Consider the following 21,614-nt stretch of genomic DNA (forward strand, 5'->3'; position numbering starts at 1 on the left):
ACAGACGAATTTAAAACACCAGCCTCGGCTGGTGTTTTTTTATGTCTGTAATCTGGTGTCCTGGCTCAGAAACAGGAAGATCAGGTTGACCGATAACACGCTGTCGGCTTTGCTCAGGCCTTCCGGCACCTTGGTGTGATACTGGCGCGACTGGTTGATCTTCAGCGCGATGTCTTCGGTGATGTTATTAATCACACTCAGCTCGGAATCAAGTCGGGTATTGCTTTCACCGTTGATAAGGTTGAGGTCTGCCGCCAGCTTAAGTGACTTGAATACCTGCCATTCTGCTTTGACATTGGTACGGAAAATTGGCTCTTTGACCTTGTTAGGGAACACCACATCGTCGCTGTCGATCTCATCCAGGTTCGGCTTCTGATAGCGATAACCAGGGCCGGCTTCGAGCTCAATCAGTAACTCTTCGGTATTGGTCAACTGGTAACCCATACCGGCCGACCAGGTGTAATCGGTAAAATAAGCACTGTAGCGTGAATCAATCCCTTTGAAGCTGCCGTACAGGTAGGATTTAGGGCCTAACTTGTAGTCGGTCTGCAGAGCATAGTTAGACTGGCGCTTGTCCTCTTTACCATTTTTATTCAGCCGGTAAAAACGCCACTCACCATTGGTCCGGTGTCGCCCCTCGATATATTCACCTTTGATACGGGTATTGAGAGACTCCGAATCGGTATTGCCGGTGTGGGACTGGTAGCCAAATTCTACCTGGCTGGTCCAGTGAGAAGGCACCTGAATCTCGCTGTCACTCTCAGGTTCTTCCTGTGCGCACGCACAGTAACTGGTCATCAGGCCAAGACTAAGAAGCCAAATTCTGGACACGCAGTACCTCAAAAAACGGGTGGATAAATTGCATAATAAGTTTGTCTCGCCGGGCGTGGGTCATGTGACCGTTAATTCTGTTTTCGCAGCCCATAAACTTTCTCTTGGGTGATTATAAATTGTGTATAATGGTCGGTCATTAAAGAGTTACCGAGTGAAGTCATGGCTGATCCCCGAACAGATAACCGAAACCGCAAATCTTCCGATGCCCAGGTGGAAGCGATCAAAGCACCGCCGCATTCCTTAGAAGCCGAGCAGTCCGTGATCGGCGGCTTGTTGCTGGACAACGAACGCTGGGACACCGTCTCAGAGCGGGTTGTTACTCACGACTTTTACAGCCGGCCCCATCGCCTGATTTTCGATGGCGTGAAATCTATTCTGGAAGCGAGCAAACCTCTCGATCTGATCACTCTGTCCGAATTCCTTGAACAGCGTGAACAGCTGGAAGATGTCGGTGGCTTTGCCTATTTGGCTGACTTGGCCAAGAATACGCCGAGTGCGGCCAACATTAACGCTTACGCCGAAATTGTCGCTGAACGCGCGCTGGTTCGCAACCTTATTGGTGTGGCGAATGAAATTGCCGATGCCGGTTATGATCCGCAGGGGCGCAGCTCGGAAGATCTGCTCGACCTGGCTGAGAGTAAAGTGTTTGCTATCGCTGAAGCGCGTACCAGTGAGAATGAAGGGCCACAGAATGTCGACAACATTCTGGAAAAGACGTTGGAGCGGATTGAGCTGCTGTACAAAACGCCGCAGGATGGTGTGACCGGGGTCGATACCGGTTTTACCGATCTCAACAAGAAAACCGCTGGTCTGCAGGGCTCGGATCTCATCATTGTGGCGGCTCGTCCGTCGATGGGTAAAACGACGTTCGCGATGAACCTGTGTGAAAACGCGGCCATGGAGCAGGAAAAACCAGTCCTGATCTTCTCGCTGGAGATGCCCGCTGAACAGATCATGATGCGTATGCTGGCCTCATTGTCACGGGTTGACCAAACCAAGATTCGTACCGGTCAGCTTGATGATGAGGATTGGGCACGCATTTCTTCTACCATGGGTATCCTGATGGAGAAGAAAAACATGTACATCGATGACAGCTCGGGTCTGACCCCAACTGAAGTCCGTTCCCGTGCGCGTCGTATTGCGCGTGAACACGGCGGCCTGTCGCTTATCATGGTCGACTACCTGCAGCTGATGCGTGTACCTGCGCTGTCTGATAACCGGACACTGGAAATTGCCGAGATTTCACGCTCGCTCAAAGCGCTGGCCAAAGAGCTCAATGTGCCTGTGGTCGCGCTGTCGCAGCTCAACCGCTCGCTTGAGCAACGGGCCGATAAACGTCCGGTCAACTCGGACTTGCGTGAATCCGGCTCTATCGAGCAGGATGCCGACTTGATCATGTTCATCTACCGCGATGAAGTGTATCACCCGGACAGCGCGCTTAAAGGCACCGCTGAAATCATCATAGGTAAGCAGCGTAACGGTCCTATCGGTTCGGTCCGTCTGACCTTCCAGGGCCAGTACTCGCGCTTTGATAACTATGCGGGCCCGGCCTTTGACGACGATGAGTAATACCATGAGCTATACGCAGGCGGCAACTGCCCATATTAATCTGGCTGCGCTGCGCCATAACCTGCAGCGTATCCGCCAGCAGGCGCCGCACAGTCGCCTGATGGCCGTGGTGAAAGCCAACGGTTATGGTCACGGTTTGGGGCAGGTGGCGCAACATGCGCAAGGTGCCGACGCATTCGGCGTTGCGCGCATGGAAGAGGCGCTGCAATTGCGTGCCAGTGGTGTCAGCAAACCTATTTTGCTGCTGGAAGGGTTTTATCTGCCCGCCGACCTGCCATTACTGGTCGAACATAATATTCAGACAGCGCTGCACTGCGAAGAGCAGTTGCAGGCGCTGGAAAATGTCCGCCTGGAGCGACCGGTTGTGGTATGGCTCAAAGTGGACACCGGGATGCATCGCCTCGGCGTTCGTCCTGAACAGTGCGCCGGATTTATTGAGCGTCTGCAACGCTGTGCCAATGTAGCGCAGCCGGTGCGTTTTATGAGTCACTTTGGCTGCGCTGATGAAGCAGACAGTCCGGTCACGTCACAGCAAATTGAACAGTTTCAGGCGCTGACGCTGGGTTTAGCGGGAGAGCGTTCCATGGCAGCCTCGGCGGGCTTACTGGCCTGGCCACACAGCCAGATGGACTGGGTTCGCCCGGGTATCATTATGTATGGTGTCTCGCCGTTTGCCGAGCAGACCGGCGCAGAGCTGGGTTACCAGCCGGTGATGACGATGAAATCACGTCTGATCGCCGTGCGTGAAGTCAAAGAGGGCGAAAGTGTCGGCTATGGCGGACACTGGACCGCGCTGCGTGATACCCGGATTGGCGTGATTGCGATGGGGTATGGCGACGGTTATCCGCGTATGGCGCCAAACGGCACGCCGGTGCTGGTTAATGGCCGTATCGTGCCGCTGGCGGGGCGGGTGTCTATGGATATGTTGTGTGTGGACCTTGGTCCGCATGGCAGCGAGCATGTCGGCGATGAAGCCATCTTATGGGGCGACGGTTTGCCGGTTGAGCATGTCGCTCGCCACGTCGGTACTCTGGGCTATGAGCTGGTCACTAAGCTGACCGCCCGGGTCGTGATGTCTTATAGCGAAGCAGGTCTCTAGGCCTGCTTTTTTATTGGCTCCGACGGGGCTTATTCGCAGATACCCTTTTTTCGCAGATCTCCTTCTCTGCAGATATCATTTGGGACTCTGATCCGCTTTTCTCTGCACAGCGAGGCGATGCCTGCCAAGCCTTTATTCTCCCTGCAGTGTCGCAATCAGACGGCGTGGCCCACCATGATCCCTATGCTCCCCGAGGTAAATACCCTGCCATGTTCCTAAAGCTAACCGGCCATTGCTGACCGGCAGTGTGATACTGGATCCGAGCAGGGACGCTTTGATGTGGGCGGGCATGTCGTCATCCCCTTCATAGGTATGGACATAATAGGGCGCCCGCTCCGGAACAAAGTGGTTAAAATGCTGCTCCATATCGGAACGTACGGTCGGGTCCGCATTTTCATTGATGGTCAGGCTGGCTGAGGTATGCTGGATAAACAGATGTAGTAAACCGACAGACAGCGAGCGTAATTGCGGTAATTGTTGTTCAATTTCATCAGTGATCAGATGAAAGCCACGCGGGTATGCGCGCAGTTGTATTTTCTGTTGTGCCCACATTCTGCTCTCTCCATAATCTATTTGGCAAACGGTGCTAGAAACGCTATGGTGGCGCCACTTGATTGCAATACAATATTTAAACACCAGGCAATAGTTAAACACTAGGTAATAGTTAAACACTAGGTGTTTACGTGACTTAACTCAATGCGGGTAGCGTACAGCTGAGTCATAATTGTGCATTGAAAATTTATTACATTTTTAAGCGGCAATCCGCACCCAATTTTATCATTTTCTTTTTGCTCAATCGGGGATTCTGCATTCTTAGCGCCAGTGGCTAAGATTAGTGGAATAAAACCAAAGTAACATCGGGATAGATACCATGTTGAAAAATATCAATCCAACGCAAACACAAGCTTGGAAAGCACTGACTGCACATTTTGAATCTGCACAGGATATGGACCTCAAAACACTGTTCGCACAGGACAGTGAGCGTTTCGCTAACTACTCTACACGTTTTGGCGCTGACATTCTGGTTGACTACTCTAAGAACCTGGTCAACGCAGAAACCATGAAGCACCTGCTGGCTCTGGCCGAAGAGACTGACGTGAAAGGCGCGATTGAAGCCATGTTCAGCGGCGAAGCCATCAACCAGACTGAAGGTCGTTCAGTGCTGCATACGGCGCTGCGTAATCGCAGCAACAACCCTGTGATGTCTGGCGGTCAGGATGTCATGCCGGCAGTTAACGCTGTACTGGAGAAAATGAAAGGTTTCTCTGAGCGCATCATCGGTGGTGAGTGGAAAGGCTTCACTGGCAAAGCCATCACTGACGTTGTAAACATCGGTATCGGTGGTTCGGATCTGGGTCCTTACATGGTGACAGAAGCTCTGACGCCATACAAAAACCATCTGACCATGCACTTTGTGTCGAACGTTGATGGTACTCACATCGCGGAAACACTGAAGAAAGTGGACCCGGAAACCACGCTGTTCCTGGTTGCATCGAAAACCTTCACCACTCAGGAAACCATGACGAACGCGCATTCAGCACGTGACTGGTTCCTGGCGACTGCCGGTGATGAAGCGCATGTTGCAAAACACTTTGCGGCGCTGTCAACCAACGCTCAGGCTGTGGCTGAGTTCGGTATCGATACGGACAACATGTTTGAATTCTGGGACTGGGTTGGCGGCCGTTACTCACTATGGTCAGCGATTGGTCTGTCGATCATCTTGTCTGTCGGTTACGACAACTTTGTTGAGCTGCTGAGCGGTGCGCATGAAATGGACCAACACTTTGTTGAGACTCCGTTTGAAAGCAACATTCCGGTTATCCTGGCGCTGATTGGTCTGTGGTACAACAACTTCCACGGCGCGGAGTCAGAAGCGATTCTGCCATACGATCAGTACATGCACCGTTTCGCGGCTTATTTCCAGCAAGGTAACATGGAATCGAACGGTAAGTACGTTGACCGTAACGGCAACCCGGTGACTTACCAGACGGGTCCTATCATCTGGGGTGAACCTGGTACCAACGGCCAGCACGCGTTCTATCAGCTGATTCACCAGGGCACCAAACTGATCCCTTGTGACTTTATCGCGCCAGCGCAGACTCACAATGCCGTCAGCGATCACCATCAGAAACTGATGTCGAACTTCTTCGCTCAGACTGAAGCACTGGCATTTGGTAAATCAGCTGAGACAGTGAAAGCTGAACTGCTGAAAGCGGGCAAATCAGAGCAGGAAGCGGCGGAGCTGGTCCCATTCAAAGTGTTTGAAGGTAACCGTCCGACCAACTCGATTCTGGTAAAACAGATCAACCCGCGCACGCTGGGTAACCTGATTGCGATGTACGAGCACAAGATCTTCGTACAAGGCGTGATCTGGAATATCTTCACTTTCGACCAATGGGGTGTAGAACTGGGTAAACAGCTGGCTAACCAAATCCTGCCTGAACTGGCCGACGATGCGGCAATCAGCTCACACGACAGCTCAACCAATGGTCTGATTAACGCGTTTAAAGCGTTTCGCGCTTAAAGGTTAATGCTTCGGGCCAGGTGCCCGAAGCTACGCACATCCCGAAGTGATGGTGAGACTGATGCGATGCAGATTCTGCAATGACTTAGGATCTTAAGCAACAGACACAAAAAAGCGGATGCTGGTGCATCCGCTTTTCTATCAGTTATCTTTACTGCCCGGATTATTCGAAACAGATTTCGATAAAGGCATTCCCCCATTGGGAAGCAAATGGCATGATGATGATGGAGCCTTCGCACTTGTGGCGAATGGTGTGACCACGGCCCGATACCACCACAGGCGTCGCCATATCAAAATCAAAGCCGCTTTCTGCCAGGATGCGTTTTGCACCACCGGTAACCATGTTAGTGATTTCACCCACCATATCGGTCACTTCTTCGTTTAACCCGTTTGGCCTTTCGCCCAGCATATTCTGCATGATCTCCAGTGCCAGACTCTCATCGAAGGTGATCGACATTGAGCCACGAGTCTGCTGCCCGACCATGCCAATCAAACCGGACACATCACCGCGGGCGATCTCATCTTTTTTCAGACGAGGTTTCTGGGGCTTCAGCTCTAGTGAAGCCATCGTTTTTAAAACGTTCAACAAAGACGCTAAAAACGGGTTTACAAATTCAGCGCGCATAACCTTCTTCTATTGTTTCATTCTTATTTTGAGGAACACGATTGACACACGCCATGTGACTCAATCACATGATTATCAATCTTAAAGCCGTGTTTCTCCGCGTTGTCTGCCAGTAAGGCTATCAGACTATCATCTTGCAGTTCAATGACGTTGCCACACTGGTCACAAATCAACAGTTGCGAGAAATGCTTATGGGCATTGCAGGAACAGCAGGAAATAAAACTGTTAGTGGATTCCACCCGATGAATGAAACCTTGCTCCATCAGAAAGTCCAGTGCCCGGTACACCGTTGGTGGTTTGGCTTGTGGTTCACTCTGTTTGAGGTCTTCCAGTAACTCATAGGCACTGGATGCCTTTTTGCTGGCACAAATCAGTTCAAAGACCCGTTTGCGCTGCGTTGTGAGCCTGACACCTCGTGCGGCACATATTTCTTCAATCTGTTTGGTAAGCTTAGTATCCAAATTTATCACCATAATCGCCGGACTGTAGTAATCATATACTATTTCCGAATGAAGATCGTTTCCTCATCAATAAAACCGGCTTTTTCAACCACTAACAAGGATATCTCGTCAGATAAGCGCTAACTTACCTTATTTGTTCACAAAACGATACCTCGAACAACGGTTGGCGAGATAAACAGAAGCGATTACAATGCCAAGCTTTGTTTTGGTCACCCGGTGACCGAATGCTTTAGACCGAAAACGGGGATGTTAGACCAATGACTCACTCATGCCGGCTGTCTGTGGCGCCAATGCTCGATTGGACCGATCGCCACTGCCGTTATTTCCATCGTTTGCTCTCATCGCAAACCTTACTTTATACCGAAATGGTAACCACAGGTGCGATCATCCATGGAAAGGGTGACTTTTTGGCCTACAACCAGGAAGAGCATCCGCTGGCCCTGCAGTTGGGCGGCTCTAACCCGGCGGATCTGGCGCGCTGTGCCAAACTGGCCGAAGAGCGTGGCTACGATGAGGTTAACCTCAATGTCGGTTGTCCGTCTGATCGGGTGCAGAACGGCCGCTTTGGTGCCTGCCTGATGGCAGAACCTGAGCTGGTTGCCGAATGTGTCGCAGCCATGAAAGCTGAGGTCAATATTCCGGTCACGGTGAAAACTCGTATTGGTATCGACGATCTCGACTCTTATGAATTCCTGACCCGCTTTGTGACTCTGGTTTCAGAGCAGGGCGGTTGTGAGCAGTTCACTATTCACGCCCGTAAAGCGTGGCTGAGTGGCCTGAGTCCGAAAGAGAACCGTGAGATCCCGCCGCTCGATTACCCGCGCGCCTACCAGCTCAAGCAGGATTTTCCGCACCTGACTATCGCTATCAATGGTGGTGTTAAGTCACTGCAGGAAGCGCAGCTGCACCTTGAGCACCTGGACGGGGTGATGATTGGCCGCGAAGCGTATCAGAGCCCTTATATTCTGGCGGAAGTTGATCAGCAGATTTTTGGCCTCGATCAGCCAGTCAAGAAGCGTTCTGAGATTGTGCACGAGATGTATCCGTACATTGAGCAGCAGTTGTCGCAGGGCGCGTACCTGGGCCACATCACCCGCCATATGCTGGGTCTGTTTCAGAGTATGCCGGGCGCACGTCAGTGGCGTCGCCACATCAGTGAAAATGCGCATAAGCCGGGAGCGGGAATTGAAGTGGTCGAGCAGGCGCTGGCCAAAATTCCATATCAGGATCTCGGTGTGTAAAATTCACCGCTAACTGGTATTTTTGACCAAATGACCAAGCCATGTGAGGAAACTCATGTGGCTTTTTTATTGCCTGACGTTTGGATATCAGTGGTTTACGGCGCTTGAATTTGTGGCCTGGAATCTGCAACCTGAAATATACAACGTTGTGCTATGGAAACAGGAACCCATAACAGAGCCAGTATGGAATGGATAAAAGCGCAGCCAGGCAATCGAGCTAGGTTTCAGCTTCGCACTGTAACAGGTCTGTTTCCGGCAGTAATGAGTAACGAGAGAGAAGCATTATGATGGAATTGATTGTACTGACCGTGTTTGTGGTCGGCTTACTGGTCAGCGGGCTGACCATGATGGGCGTGCTGGTTGCCGCTGGTGCGGCGGTAGTTACTCTGCTGCTGCTCAGTGTGCTCGGTATCGCGCTCAAGTTATTACCCTGGATCATTGTGATTGGTCTGGCGGTGCTGGCGTACCGTTATTACTGCGGTGACAGCGGCCGTAATTCGCAATACAGGAACTGGCGCCGCTGAGCAGAGCGTGGTGGTCATCAATCTTCTGTATCGGTCGATTCGCATTCTGATGGAAATCGTCCATGCTTAATAACGAAGGATCGGCAATATAGTGAGAATGGCGATGACTATCACGGAACTGAGAAACCTATACCGCGCAAAGATGTTGGTAGAAGCGATCATCGAGCCTTATTCAGATGAAGGAGAATGGATAGTGGAGTTCCGCCATCAGGAAGGCGGATTCTTATTACTGACCGGCCCCAACGGCGAGGAGTGCCACTACGGCGACCTGGATCAAGCCTCCAAATCAGCCATGGCGGTCGGCTTTAAACAGGTAAGGGTGGAAGCCAGATAAGGGCACTTAAGCGCTAAGGGTGAAATTTTACCCGCCTTACTTCCAAAAAGTTATAAAACATGCTCATCTATTCTTTCTTGTTATTAAGAGGAGTGGTTAATCTATCGTCACGCAATGAATAAGGAAGTCGTGACAATGTCTTCAGGAAACACCATACCAAAAGAACTAGCTGGGTTGGCAAGCCCACTAAACGACTCGCAGCTAAACCAGCTGCAACAAACGATTTCACAACTCTCACCTCAGCAGATGGCTTGGGTGAGTGGTTATTTTTGGGGATTAAGCCAGACTCAGGGTGCTGCGGCTCCTCTGACTCAGGCCGCCGCACTGACGGCAGCAAAACCAGCCGGTAAGCTGAGCATCATCTATGCTTCGCAGACCGGTAACGCCAAAGGCGTCGCGGAACTGTTAGAACAGGAAGCGCAGGCAGCCGGTGTTGCGGTACAGCTGTTTGATTCCAGCGACTACAAAGGCAAAGATCTGGCGAAAGAAACGCACGTGATCTTTGTTGCCTCAACCAACGGCGAAGGCGAAGCACCAGACAACGCTCTGGAGCTGCACGAGTTCCTGCAATCGAAGAAAGCGCCAAAACTGCCAAACCTGCAGTACGGTGTGATTGGCCTGGGCGACTCCAGCTACGAATTCTTCTGCCAAACCGGTAAAGACTTTGATGCCTTCCTGGAAAAATTGGGTGCACAACGTTTCATCGACCGTGTTGACTGCGATGTGGATTACGATGCACCGGCAGCGGAATGGCGTGCTAAAGCACTGGAAGTGGTCAAAGAAGCACTCGCAAACAGCCAGGCCGAAGTGGTTCAGCTTCCGGTTGGTCAGGCTGCGGGTCACCATTCTCAGTACAACAAACAGAACCCATACACAGCGACTCTGCTGACCAGCCAGAAAATCACGGGCCGTGATTCAGGCAAAGATGTTCGTCACATCGAAATTGATCTGGCCGAATCTGGCATGTCATATCAGCCGGGTGATGCACTGGGCGTGTGGTATGAAAACTGCCCAGAGCTGGCGAATGCCGTACTGGCAGCTGCTGGTCTGTCTGGTGTCGAAAGTGTTGAAGTCGACGGCGAAAGCTTGTCGGTACACAGTGCTCTGGTCAGCAAATTTGAAATCACCACTTCTAACCCACAGTTTGTCACTAAATTTGCTGAACTGTCTGGCAGTGAAAAACTGCAGCAGCTGGTGGAAGACAAAGACAAGTTACGTGAGTACTCAGCCAACACCCAAATTCTGGATGTGCTGCTGGAGAAGAAAACCAAACTGTCTGCTGAGCAGCTGATCTCTCTGCTGCGTCGTCTGACTCCGCGTCTGTACTCAATCGCATCCAGCCAGACTGAAGTGGATGAAGAAGTCCACCTGACGGTTGGTATCGTTGAGTACGATGTCGATGGTCAGCCTCGTCAGGGTGGCGCTTCAGGCTTCCTTGGTCAGCGTCTGGAAGAAGGCGAAGAAGTGAAAGTGTTCATTGAACACAACAATAACTTCAAACTGCCTCAGGATGACGCAACCCCGGTGATCATGATTGGTCCGGGTACCGGTATCGCGCCGTTCCGCAGTTTCGTGCAGGAACGTGATAACCGTGGCGCATCAGGTAAAAACTGGCTGTTCTTTGGCGATCGCACCTTTACTCAGGACTTCCTGTATCAGGTGGAATGGCAGAAATATCTCAAGTCTGGCGCTCTGCACCGTCTGGATGTGGCATTCAGCCGTGATCAGAATGAAAAAGTGTATGTACAGCATCGTGTCCTGGAACAGGCCGAGCAAGTATGGCAATGGCTGCAAGATGGCGCTTATGTCTACATCTGTGGTGATGCAACCCGTATGGCAAAAGATGTACACGAAGCTTTAGTCACAGTCGCTGAGCAACAAGGCGGTCTGTCACGTGAGAAAGCAGAAGAGTATTTCAACGACCTACGCAAAGCCAAACGTTACCAGAGAGATGTGTACTAATGAGCTACAAAATTGAAAACAACACTCAGGAAGTGCTGGGCGAAGTACTGGGCCAACTTTCTGACAACGAGCGTCTGAAACGCGAAAGTAATTTCCTGCGTGGCACCATTGAAGCGGACCTGCAGGATCGCATCACCGGTGGTTTCACTGCAGATAATTTCCAGCTGATCCGTTTCCACGGTATGTACCAGCAGGATGACCGTGATATTCGTAACGAACGTACCAAACAGAAACTGGAACCGCTGCATAACGTGATGCTGCGTGCCCGTATGCCGGGCGGCATCATCCAGCCGAAGCAATGGCTGGCGATCGACAAGTTTGCCACTGAGCACACTATGTACGGCAGCATCCGTCTGACCACCCGTCAGACATTCCAGTTCCACGGTGTACTGAAGCCAAACATTAAGCTGATGCACCAGACGCTGAACAGCATTGGTATCGATTCAATCGCAACCGCGGGTGACGTAAACCGTAACGTACTGTGTACTTCAAACCCGGTAGAGTCTGAACTGCACCAGGAAGCGTACGAGTGGGCGAAGAAGATCAGTGAACATCTGCTGCCGAAAACCCGCGCTTACGCGGAAATCTGGCTGGATGGCGAGAAAGTTGAAACCACAGATGAAGAACCAATCCTGGGTAGCAACTACTTACCACGTAAATTCAAAACCACAGTGGTTATCCCGCCGCACAACGATATCGACGTGCATGCCAACGATCTGAACTTCGTTGCGATTGCGGACAACGGCAAACTGGTTGGTTTTAACGTGCTGGTGGGCGGTGGCCTGGCCATGACCCATGGCGATACTTCGACTTACCCGCGTCGTGCCGATGACTTTGGCTTTATCCCGCTGGATAAAACGCTGGATGTCGCCGCAGCAGTTGTTACAACTCAGCGTGATTGGGGTAACCGTTCTAACCGTAAGAACGCGAAAACCAAATACACTCTCGACCGCGTTGGTGTGGATGTATTTAAAGCTGAAGTGGAAAAACGTGCTGGCGTAACCTTCGCTGACAGCCGCCCATATGAGTTCACCGACCGTGGTGACCGTATTGGTTGGGTTGAAGGTATTGATGGTAAACATCACCTGGCACTCTTTATCGAGAACGGCCGTCTGCTCGATTACCCGGGTAAGCCGCTTAAAACCGGTGTCGCTGAAATCGCTAAGATTCACCAGGGTGATTTCCGTATGACGGCAAACCAGAACCTGATTATTGCGGGCGTTCCGGCAGAGCAGAAAGCAGAAATCGAAGCCATTGCGGTAGCGCATGGTCTGATGGACAGCACTGTCAGCGAACAACGCAAGAACTCAATGGCGTGTGTGGCATTCCCGACGTGTCCGCTGGCGATGGCAGAAGCAGAACGTTTCCTGCCTGGCTTCGTGACCGACGTGGAAGGCATTCTGGAAAAACACCAACTGCCGAAAGAAGACAACATTATTCTGCGAGTGACGGGTTGTCCGAACGGTTGTGGTCGAGCCATGCTGGCTGAAATTGGTCTGGTAGGTAAAGCTCCAGGTCGTTACAACCTGCACCTTGGTGGCAACCGCGCGGGTACCCGTGTTCCTAAAATGTATAAAGAGAACATCACTGATAAACAAATCCTGGAAGAGATCGATCAACTGGTAGGACGCTGGGCAACTGAGCGTCAGGATGGCGAAGCCTTCGGTGACTTCACTATTCGTACCGGTATTATTCAGGAAGTGGTGGTCTCCAAGAGGGATTTTTATGCCTGAGACCGTAACTACTCCGAATCTGACGGAGTTGTTAACCCTGACTAAGGTGCAGCAAACGCTGCACCTGGCAGAGATTAACGCTTATCTGGAAACATTAACTGCTCAGGAGCGCGTTGCGTGGGCACTGGATAACCTGCAGGGAACCCATGCGGTTTCTTCCAGCTTTGGTATCCAGGCTGCTGTGATGCTGCACCTGGTCACATCAGTGAAGAAAGATGTCCCGGTTGTTCTGACCGATACCGGTTATCTGTTTCCTGAGACGTATCAGTTTATTGACCAGTTGACTGAGCGCCTGGACCTGAATCTGAAAATTTACTCGGCCGAGCTGTCGCCTGCCTGGCAGGAAGCGCGTTTCGGTAAATTGTGGGAACAAGGGGTGACCGGCATTGAGCAGTACAACAAACTGAACAAAGTCGAGCCTATGCGCCGAGCTCTGAATGAGTTGGAAGTGGGGACCTGGTTCTCTGGTCTGCGTCGTGAACAATCTAAGTCACGTGCAACCTTACCTATTCTTGGTATCCAAAATGGTGTGTTTAAATTTTTACCGGTCATCGACTGGACTAACAAAGACGTGCACTACTATTTAGAAGAACACAACCTGCCATACCATCCGTTATGGGAGCAGGGGTACCTTTCAGTTGGTGATACCCATACCACACGTAAGTGGGAACCGGGTATGAGTGAAGAAGAAACCCGTTTCTTTGGTTTGAAACGAGAGTGTGGTCTTCACGAAGATACACCACCTGAACAGGATGGTTCGGGTATTTAATCCGAAACAGATAAAAAAAGCCGCGTCAGCGGCTTTTTTTATCTTAGTTGTTTTGTCTTTTCTGCCTGGCTTACCACCCCTAAAGGTATAACTCTGTGGATAAGTTGTTGCCAAGTTTGGGGTAAAAATGGATAAATAAGGCTTTGAGTGTTAAATCGCCACTTAAGCGTTATTTTTGCATTTTTTTGAAATATCGCTTGCCAACGGGAAGCAACTCTCTATAATGCCGCCTCACTGACACGGCAGACGCCACAAGGCTTCAGCGCTGGTCAGTGAGGTGAAAAGCTTCTGAGAAATAAATTTGAAAAAGTGTTTGACTCTTCAAATTAACTCGCTAGAATGCACCTCCGCTTTGAGAGAAAAGCTTCTCGAAAAGCAAGCTCTTTAACAATATAAACCTATCAATCTGTGTGGGCACTCGTTGATGATAATCAAAGATGATTCTAAAGAATCAACTTAGGTATCAATGAACTGAGTGACCAAATTTGAATGAGCAATCATTCGAGCACAGTCAATTCATTATCGTTCTCCTTTTTTATAAAGGAACAACGATAATAGCTTTGAATTACTAAGGTAATTTGAAGTCAGTATTCATTGAGCCGAACAAAATCTTAAATTGAAGAGTTTGATCATGGCTCAGATTGAACGCTGGCGGCAGGCCTAACACATGCAAGTCGAGCGGCAGCGACTTAACTGAACCTTCGGGGAACGTTAAGGGCGGCGAGCGGCGGACGGGTGAGTAATGCCTGGGAAATTGCCCTGATGTGGGGGATAACCATTGGAAACGATGGCTAATACCGCATAATAGCTTCGGCTCAAAGAGGGGGACCTTCGGGCCTCTCGCGTCAGGATATGCCCAGGTGGGATTAGCTAGTTGGTGAGGTAAGGGCTCACCAAGGCGACGATCCCTAGCTGGTCTGAGAGGATGATCAGCCACACTGGAACTGAGACACGGTCCAGACTCCTACGGGAGGCAGCAGTGGGGAATATTGCACAATGGGCGCAAGCCTGATGCAGCCATGCCGCGTGTATGAAGAAGGCCTTCGGGTTGTAAAGTACTTTCAGCAGTGAGGAAGGCGGGTGTGTTAATAGCACATTCGTTTGACGTTAGCTGCAGAAGAAGCACCGGCTAACTCCGTGCCAGCAGCCGCGGTAATACGGAGGGTGCGAGCGTTAATCGGAATTACTGGGCGTAAAGCGCATGCAGGTGGTTTGTTAAGTCAGATGTGAAAGCCCGGGGCTCAACCTCGGAATTGCATTTGAAACTGGCAGGCTAGAGTACTGTAGAGGGGGGTAGAATTTCAGGTGTAGCGGTGAAATGCGTAGAGATCTGAAGGAATACCGGTGGCGAAGGCGGCCCCCTGGACAGATACTGACACTCAGATGCGAAAGCGTGGGGAGCAAACAGGATTAGATACCCTGGTAGTCCACGCCGTCAACGATGTCTACTTGGAGGTTGTGGCCTTGAGCCGTGGCTTTCGGAGCTAACGCGTTAAGTAGACCGCCTGGGGAGTACGGTCGCAAGATTAAAACTCAAATGAATTGACGGGGGCCCGCACAAGCGGTGGAGCATGTGGTTTAATTCGATGCAACGCGAAGAACCTTACCTACTCTTGACATCCTCAGAAGAGACTGGAGACAGTCTTGTGCCTTCGGGAACTGAGAGACAGGTGCTGCATGGCTGTCGTCAGCTCGTGTTGTGAAATGTTGGGTTAAGTCCCGCAACGAGCGCAACCCTTATCCTTGTTTGCCAGCGAGTAATGTCGGGAACTCCAGGGAGACTGCCGGTGATAAACCGGAGGAAGGTGGGGACGACGTCAAGTCATCATGGCCCTTACGAGTAGGGCTACACACGTGCTACAATGGCGCATACAGAGGGCGGCCAACTTGCGAAAGTGAGCGAATCCCAAAAAGTGCGTCGTAGTCCGGATTGGAGTCTGCAACTCGACTCCATGAAGTCGGAATCGCTAGTAATCGTGGATCAGAATGCCACGGTGAATACGTTCCCGGGCCTTGTACACACCGCCCGTCACACCATGGGAGTGGGCTGCAAAAGAAGCAGGTAGTTTAACCTTCGGGAGGACGCTTGCCACTTTGTGGTTCATGACTGGGGTGAAGTCGTAACAAGGTAGCGCTAGGGGAACCTGGCGCTGGATCACCTCCTTATACGAATGATTATTGCGATGAGTGTTCACACAGATTGATGGTTTTGAAGCGTAATGCTTCGAGCTGTTATTGCTCTTTAACAATTTGGAAAGCTGACAAAACAAACTTTATTCCTTGTGAATAAGATTTGTTTGTAAAGTTCTCAATGTATTCCTAATTGGAATACACCAACAACACATTCAAGTGTGCTTGGTAGAAACTTGTTTTCAAGTTTCAAAATTGAGTCCGGCAAAATCAAGTCTGCATCATGTTTAAATAATTGCAGACAAACTTGGTGACTTGTTCATCAACTCGAAACTCCTTCGGGTTGTATGGTTAAGTGACTAAGCGTACACGGTGGATGCCTTGGCAGTCAGAGGCGATGAAGGACGTACTAACTTGCGATAAGCCCAGATGAGACAGTAAGAGTCATTTGAGTCTGGGATTTCCGAATGGGGAAACCCACATGCATAAGCATGTATCATTAACTGAATACATAGGTTAATGAAGCGAACCGGGGGAACTGAAACATCTAAGTACCCCGAGGAAAAGAAATCAATTGAGATTCCGAAAGTAGCGGCGAGCGAAATTGGATTAGCCCTTAAGCTTTATATGCGTCAGGTGAAGGTTCTGGAAAGGACCGCGAAACAGGGTGATAGCCCCGTAACCGACAGCGTATGTTCAGTGAAATCGAGTAGGGCGGGACACGTGTTATCCTGTCTGAATATGGGGGGACCATCCTCCAAGGCTAAATACTCCTGACTGACCGATAGTGAACCAGTACCGTGAGGGAAAGGCGAAAAGAACCCCTGTGAGGGGAGTGAAATAGAACCTGAAACCGTGTACGTACAAGCAGTAGGAGCACCTTCGTGGTGTGACTGCGTACCTTTTGTATAATGGGTCAGCGACTTATATTCAGTGGCAAGGTTAACCAATTAGGGGAGCCGTAGGGAAACCGAGTCTTAACTGGGCGTTCAGTCTCTGGATATAGACCCGAAACCGGGTGATCTAGCCATGGGCAGGTTGAAGATTGAGTAACATCAATTGGAGGACCGAACCGACTAATGTTGAAAAATTAGCGGATGACTTGTGGCTAGGGGTGAAAGGCCAATCAAACTCGGAGATAGCTGGTTCTCCCCGAAAGCTATTTAGGTAGCGCCTCGGACGAATACTACTGGGGGTAGAGCACTGTTAAGGCTAGGGGGTCATCCCGACTTACCAACCCTTTGCAAACTCCGAATACCAGTAAGTACTATCCGGGAGACACACGGCGGGTGCTAACGTCCGTCGTGGAGAGGGAAACAACCCAGACCGCCAGCTAAGGTCCCAAATTACAGCTAAGTGGGAAACGATGTGGGAAGGCTCAGACAGCTAGGATGTTGGCTTAGAAGCAGCCATCATTTAAAGAAAGCGTAATAGCTCACTAGTCGAGTCGGCCTGCGCGGAAGATGTAACGGGGCTAAGCTGTAAACCGAAGCTGCGGCAATGCGATTTATCGTATTGGGTAGGGGAGCGTTCTGTAAGCCGTTGAAGGTGAACTGTAAGGTTTGCTGGAGGTATCAGAAGTGCGAATGCTGACATGAGTAACGATAAAGGGGGTGAAAAACCTCCTCGCCGGAAGACCAAGGGTTCCTGTCCAACGTTAATCGGGGCAGGGTAAGTCGACCCCTAAGGCGAGGCCGAAAGGCGTAGTCGATGGGAAACGGGTTAATATTCCCGTACTTCTTACAATTGCGATGGGGGGACGGAGAAGGCTAGGTGGGCCTGGCGACGGTTGTCCAGGTTCAAGTGCGTAGGCTTGAGAGTTAGGTAAATCCGGCTCTCTTTAAGGCTGAGACACGATGTCGAGCCGCTACGGCGGTGAAGTCATTGATGCCATGCTTCCAGGAAAAGCCTCTAAGCTTCAGATTGTAAGGAATCGTACCCCAAACCGACACAGGTGGTCGGGTAGAGAATACCAAGGCGCTTGAGAGAACTCGGGTGAAGGAACTAGGCAAAATGGTACCGTAACTTCGGGAGAAGGTACGCTCTTGACGGTGAAGTCCCTCGCGGATGGAGCTATTGAGAGTCGCAGATACCAGGTGGCTGCAACTGTTTATTAAAAACACAGCACTGTGCAAAATCGTAAGATGACGTATACGGTGTGACGCCTGCCCGGTGCCGGAAGGTTAATTGATGGGGTTAGACTTCGGTCGAAGCTCTTGATCGAAGCCCCGGTAAACGGCGGCCGTAACTATAACGGTCCTAAGGTAGCGAAATTCCTTGTCGGGTAAGTTCCGACCTGCACGAATGGCGTAATGATGGCCACGCTGTCTCCACCCGAGACTCAGTGAAATTGAAATCGCTGTGAAGATGCAGTGTACCCGCGGCTAGACGGAAAGACCCCGTGAACCTTTACTACAGCTTGGCACTGAACATTGAACCTACATGTGTAGGATAGGTGGGAGGCTTTGAAGACGTGACGCCAGTTGCGTTGGAGCCGTCCTTGAAATACCACCCTTGTATGTTTGATGTTCTAACTCTGGACCGTTATCCGGTTCGAGGACAGTGCCTGGTGGGTAGTTTGACTGGGGCGGTCTCCTCCCAAAGAGTAACGGAGGAGCACGAAGGTGGGCTAATCACGGTTGGACATCGTGAGGTTAGTGCAATGGCATAAGCCCGCTTGACTGCGAGAATGACAATTCGAGCAGGTGCGAAAGCAGGTCATAGTGATCCGGTGGTTCTGAATGGAAGGGCCATCGCTCAACGGATAAAAGGTACTCCGGGGATAACAGGCTGATACCGCCCAAGAGTTCATATCGACGGCGGTGTTTGGCACCTCGATGTCGGCTCATCACATCCTGGGGCTGAAGTCGGTCCCAAGGGTATGGCTGTTCGCCATTTAAAGTGGTACGCGAGCTGGGTTTAGAACGTCGTGAGACAGTTCGGTCCCTATCTGCCGTGGGCGTTGGAAGATTGAAGGGGGCTGCTCCTAGTACGAGAGGACCGGAGTGGACGAACCTCTGGTGTTCGGGTTGTGTCGCCAGACGCATTGCCCGGTAGCTAAGTTCGGAATCGATAACCGCTGAAAGCATCTAAGCGGGAAGCGAGCCCTGAGATGAGTCTTCCCTGATACTTTAAGTATCCTAAAGGGTTGTTCGAGACTAGAACGTTGATAGGCAGGGTGTGTAAGCGTTGTGAGGCGTTGAGCTAACCTGTACTAATTGCCCGTGAGGCTTAACCATACAACACCCAAGGGGTTTTGATGGACTCAATGCAAGTACATGAATGTGTGAGAACTTAAACAGCTTTCCAATCTTTTGTTTTCACTTTTTAAAAAAGTGAAAATAAAAGGTAATTATCGCTTAAGGCGGTAGTTAAAAAGAATTTGCTTGGCGACCATAGCGTTTTGGACCCACCTGATTCCATTCCGAACTCAGAAGTGAAACGAAACAGCGTCGATGGTAGTGTGGGGCTTCCCCATGTGAGAGTAGAACATCGCCAGGCTCTTATTCTTGTCTTCAGATTTTAGAAAATCTGAAAGCAAAAAGGCGCACTTGTCTACTAAGCAGACAAGTCACCATAAAGCTTTTAAAAAACTTAAAGTTTTATGTTGACTTTCACGGTGCACAGCGTAATATACGCGTCCTGCCCAAGTGCCAAGGCACTGAAAGCAAAGCTCTTTAACAATATAAACCTATCAATCTGTGTGGGCACTCGTTGATGATAATCAAAGATGATTCTAAAGAATCAACTTAGGTATCAATGAACTGAGTGACCAAATTTGAATGAGCAATCATTCGAGCACAGTCAATTCATTATCGTTCTCCTTTTTTATAAAGGAACAACGATAATAGCTTTGAATTACTAAGGTAATTTGAAGTCAGTATTCATTGAGCCGACAAAATCTTAAATTGAAGAGTTTGATCATGGCTCAGATTGAACGCTGGCGGCAGGCCTAACACATGCAAGTCGAGCGGCAGCGACTTAACTGAACCTTCGGGGAACGTTAAGGGCGGCGAGCGGCGGACGGGTGAGTAATGCCTGGGAAATTGCCCTGATGTGGGGGATAACCATTGGAAACGATGGCTAATACCGCATGATAGCTTCGGCTCAAAGAGGGGGACCTTTTAGGCCTCTCGCGTCAGGATATGCCCAGGTGGGATTAGCTAGTTGGTGAGGTAAGGGCTCACCAAGGCGACGATCCCTAGCTGGTCTGAGAGGATGATCAGCCACACTGGAACTGAGACACGGTCCAGACTCCTACGGGAGGCAGCAGTGGGGAATATTGCACAATGGGCGCAAGCCTGATGCAGCCATGCCGCGTGTATGAAGAAGGCCTTCGGGTTGTAAAGTACTTTCAGCAGTGAGGAAGGCGGGTGTGTTAATAGCGCATTCGTTTGACGTTAGCTGCAGAAGAAGCACCGGCTAACTCCGTGCCAGCAGCCGCGGTAATACGGAGGGTGCGAGCGTTAATCGGAATTACTGGGCGTAAAGCGCATGCAGGTGGTTTGTTAAGTCAGATGTGAAAGCCCGGGGCTCAACCTCGGAATTGCATTTGAAACTGGCAGGCTAGAGTACTGTAGAGGGGGGTAGAATTTCAGGTGTAGCGGTGAAATGCGTAGAGATCTGAAGGAATACCGGTGGCGAAGGCGGCCCCCTGGACAGATACTGACACTCAGATGCGAAAGCGTGGGGAGCAAACAGGATTAGATACCCTGGTAGTCCACGCCGTCAACGATGTCTACTTGGAGGTTGTGGCCTTGAGCCGTGGCTTTCGGAGCTAACGCGTTAAGTAGACCGCCTGGGGAGTACGGTCGCAAGATTAAAACTCAAATGAATTGACGGGGGCCCGCACAAGCGGTGGAGCATGTGGTTTAATTCGATGCAACGCGAAGAACCTTACCTACTCTTGACATCCTCAGAAGAGACTGGAGACAGTCTTGTGCCTTCGGGAACTGAGAGACAGGTGCTGCATGGCTGTCGTCAGCTCGTGTTGTGAAATGTTGGGTTAAGTCCCGCAACGAGCGCAACCCTTATCCTTGTTTGCCAGCGAGTAATGTCGGGAACTCCAGGGAGACTGCCGGTGATAAACCGGAGGAAGGTGGGGACGACGTCAAGTCATCATGGCCCTTACGAGTAGGGCTACACACGTGCTACAATGGCGCATACAGAGGGCGGCCAACTTGCGAAAGTGAGCGAATCCCAAAAAGTGCGTCGTAGTCCGGATTGGAGTCTGCAACTCGACTCCATGAAGTCGGAATCGCTAGTAATCGTGGATCAGAATGCCACGGTGAATACGTTCCCGGGCCTTGTACACACCGCCCGTCACACCATGGGAGTGGGCTGCAAAAGAAGCAGGTAGTTTAACCTTCGGGAGGACGCTTGCCACTTTGTGGTTCATGACTGGGGTGAAGTCGTAACAAGGTAGCGCTAGGGGAACCTGGCGCTGGATCACCTCCTTATACGAATGATTATTACGATGAGTGTCCACACAGATTGATACGGTTTAATTAAAGTGAAGAGATTCGTGCCTCTGCTCTTTGAAGCGGAGCACTTTGCTGTGTCCCGTTCGTCTAGAGGCCTAGGACACCGCCCTTTCACGGCGGTAACAGGGGTTCGACTCCCCTACGGGATACCACTTTCGCTTGATACTGGGTTAAATTATTCGTCGTGTATGATTATACACGTCCTCTCAATTTGCCTTGTCTAAAACGAAAGTCATCATCAAAGCGTTTTTATTAAGAACTCTTGAATGATGTTTATTCAACATCTGCTCTTTAACAATTTGGAAAGCTGACAAAACAAACTTTAT

At 50.6% G+C, this 21,614-nt stretch carries 13 protein-coding genes, 1 tRNA gene and 4 rRNA genes; 14 read left to right on the plus strand and 4 right to left on the minus strand.

Annotated features, from left to right (window positions below; genetic code table 11):
- Positions 1-39: 39 nt before the first annotated feature.
- Complete coding sequence (locus tag ABDK09_08785) at positions 40-831, minus strand: DUF481 domain-containing protein (protein ID XAW89734.1); 792 nt, start codon at positions 829-831, stop codon at positions 40-42.
- A 162-nt stretch (positions 832-993) separates the two neighbouring features.
- Between ABDK09_08785 and ABDK09_08790 the strand changes: the two genes are divergently transcribed.
- Both ABDK09_08790 and alr read left to right on the plus strand, forming a co-directional pair.
- On the plus strand, positions 994-2,403 hold the full coding sequence (locus ABDK09_08790; protein XAW89735.1) for a replicative DNA helicase: 1,410 nt from the start codon (positions 994-996) through the stop codon (positions 2,401-2,403).
- Positions 2,372-3,502: an alanine racemase gene (gene alr, locus ABDK09_08795; GenBank protein ID XAW89736.1), complete on the plus strand. Its 1,131-nt coding sequence runs from the start codon at positions 2,372-2,374 to the stop codon at positions 3,500-3,502. Before ABDK09_08790 ends, alr begins: the two co-directional genes overlap by 32 nt.
- A 132-nt stretch (positions 3,503-3,634) precedes the next feature.
- Here alr and ABDK09_08800 read toward each other — a convergent pair whose 3' ends face one another.
- Positions 3,635-4,054 carry a secondary thiamine-phosphate synthase enzyme YjbQ gene (locus ABDK09_08800; protein XAW89737.1) on the minus strand — a complete coding sequence of 140 codons (420 nt, stop codon included), beginning with the start codon at positions 4,052-4,054 and terminating at the stop codon, positions 3,635-3,637.
- Between the two features lie 319 nt (positions 4,055-4,373).
- On the opposite strand from ABDK09_08800, the gene pgi reads away from it, so the two are divergent.
- The gene (gene pgi / locus ABDK09_08805; GenBank protein ID XAW89738.1) at positions 4,374-6,026 is read left to right on the plus strand and encodes a glucose-6-phosphate isomerase; all 1,653 of its coding nucleotides are present in this window, start codon (positions 4,374-4,376) and stop codon (positions 6,024-6,026) included.
- A gap of 163 nt (positions 6,027-6,189) precedes the next feature.
- On the opposite strand, the gene ABDK09_08810 is transcribed toward pgi, so the two are convergent.
- Complete coding sequence (locus tag ABDK09_08810) at positions 6,190-6,651, minus strand: chemotaxis protein CheX (GenBank protein XAW89739.1); 462 nt, start codon at positions 6,649-6,651, stop codon at positions 6,190-6,192.
- A gap of 23 nt (positions 6,652-6,674) precedes the next feature.
- Positions 6,675-7,124: a zinc uptake transcriptional repressor Zur gene (gene zur / locus ABDK09_08815; protein XAW89740.1), complete on the minus strand. Its 450-nt coding sequence runs from the start codon at positions 7,122-7,124 to the stop codon at positions 6,675-6,677.
- Positions 7,125-7,369: 245 nt separating this feature from the next.
- Here zur and dusA point away from each other — a divergent pair, with 245 nt between their 5' ends.
- From dusA to ABDK09_08870, 11 genes are all read left to right on the plus strand, one after another.
- Positions 7,370-8,353, plus strand: a complete 984-nt coding sequence (gene dusA / locus ABDK09_08820; protein ID XAW89741.1) for a tRNA dihydrouridine(20/20a) synthase DusA — start codon at positions 7,370-7,372, stop codon at positions 8,351-8,353.
- Positions 8,354-8,637: 284 nt separating this feature from the next.
- A complete protein-coding gene (locus tag ABDK09_08825) occupies positions 8,638-8,877 on the plus strand; it encodes an envelope stress response protein PspG (protein ID XAW89742.1) in 240 nt (79 codons plus the stop codon).
- Between the two features lie 103 nt (positions 8,878-8,980).
- Positions 8,981-9,211 (plus strand): hypothetical protein, encoded by a 231-nt coding sequence (locus ABDK09_08830; protein ID XAW89743.1) that lies wholly within the window; start codon positions 8,981-8,983, stop codon positions 9,209-9,211.
- A gap of 114 nt (positions 9,212-9,325) precedes the next feature.
- Entirely contained in the window at positions 9,326-11,173 is a 1,848-nt protein-coding gene (locus ABDK09_08835) for an assimilatory sulfite reductase (NADPH) flavoprotein subunit (GenBank protein ID XAW89744.1), read from the plus strand.
- Positions 11,173-12,906 carry an assimilatory sulfite reductase (NADPH) hemoprotein subunit gene (gene cysI, locus ABDK09_08840; protein ID XAW89745.1) on the plus strand — a complete coding sequence of 578 codons (1,734 nt, stop codon included), beginning with the start codon at positions 11,173-11,175 and terminating at the stop codon, positions 12,904-12,906. The genes ABDK09_08835 and cysI overlap by 1 nt, the downstream gene beginning before the upstream one ends.
- Positions 12,899-13,675 carry a phosphoadenylyl-sulfate reductase gene (locus ABDK09_08845; GenBank protein ID XAW89746.1) on the plus strand — a complete coding sequence of 259 codons (777 nt, stop codon included), beginning with the start codon at positions 12,899-12,901 and terminating at the stop codon, positions 13,673-13,675. Before cysI ends, ABDK09_08845 begins: the two co-directional genes overlap by 8 nt.
- Before the next feature lie 613 nt (positions 13,676-14,288).
- Positions 14,289-15,841 (plus strand): 16S ribosomal RNA (locus ABDK09_08850).
- Between the two features lie 313 nt (positions 15,842-16,154).
- A 23S ribosomal RNA gene (locus ABDK09_08855) occupies positions 16,155-19,044 on the plus strand.
- Between the two features lie 146 nt (positions 19,045-19,190).
- A 5S ribosomal RNA gene (gene rrf, locus ABDK09_08860) occupies positions 19,191-19,306 on the plus strand.
- Between the two features lie 404 nt (positions 19,307-19,710).
- Positions 19,711-21,264: ribosomal RNA gene (locus ABDK09_08865) — 16S ribosomal RNA — on the plus strand.
- The 16S, 23S and 5S rRNA genes sit together here with 1 tRNA gene alongside, the layout of an rRNA operon.
- 100 nt (positions 21,265-21,364) lie before the next feature.
- Positions 21,365-21,440 (plus strand) — tRNA-Glu (locus tag ABDK09_08870).
- Positions 21,441-21,614 lie beyond the last annotated feature (174 nt).

The sequence above is a fragment of the Vibrio sp. CDRSL-10 TSBA genome, from assembly GCA_039696685.1.
Classification (GTDB): domain Bacteria; phylum Pseudomonadota; class Gammaproteobacteria; order Enterobacterales; family Vibrionaceae; genus Vibrio.